Origin of the sequence: Bacillus cereus group sp. BfR-BA-01331, from assembly GCF_022663915.1 — a bacterium.
Lineage (GTDB): Bacteria > Bacillota > Bacilli > Bacillales > Bacillaceae_G > Bacillus_A > Bacillus_A mycoides.
The window spans coordinates 1-643 of record NZ_JAKUGJ010000143.1 but is presented as its reverse complement, the minus strand read 5'-3'; the positions used below and the strand labels follow the sequence as shown (position 1 = coordinate 643).

Sequence of the window (643 nt, the reverse complement as noted above, 5' to 3'; positions counted from 1 at the left end):
ACTTCTTTATAATCACAACACAAGCAAAAACGAACCCACTTTGGATGTTCGTTAAACGTAGCCCTGAATGATTGCTTTTTACATTTGGGACATACTGATATTTCATTCCCCTTATTACGCTTATGACTCTCCACATTCTCAAAAGATACATCTTTAGATGGTATTTCACTCGTACGCAATATATCTTCCCCCTCTCTTTTTTAGGGATTTATAGACAACGAAAAAAGGACACACCTACGGCATATGTATGCGTAGGTGTGTCCTTTTGCAGGTAGATTTAGAAGTATTTTGTTACTTTCATCATATCATAATTCTTATTAATTTTATATATGAAATTTAGGATTTTATAATATTATTTCTTCTTCTCAAATACAAAGGTTATTCTCTTCTGTGCAGAGTCATATGTTAATTTTGCACCAAACGATTTCCCCGTTTTTTTCGATATAAAGCCTTGGATTGTATCTGTCATATTCTTTTCTAATAATTTCTTAATCTGGCTTGCTGTAATTCTTTTTTCAAGTATCATACCTGAAACAATGAAATCACAACCCTTTTTGTATTGTTCGCATAGATAGTTTGTTTTCCCTATAATAACTCTCCCCTGGCATAATGGACATTTACCTACCGTACGATCCTCTGCAGT

General features: G+C 33.4%; 1 protein-coding gene. It reads right to left on the bottom strand.

What is annotated here, in order from left to right; genetic code table 11:
• Nucleotides 1–352: 352 nt before the first annotated feature.
• Nucleotides 353–643 (bottom strand): topoisomerase C-terminal repeat-containing protein (locus tag MR155_RS31325; protein ID WP_242312122.1); only part of this gene is annotated, 291 nt, incomplete at its 5' end.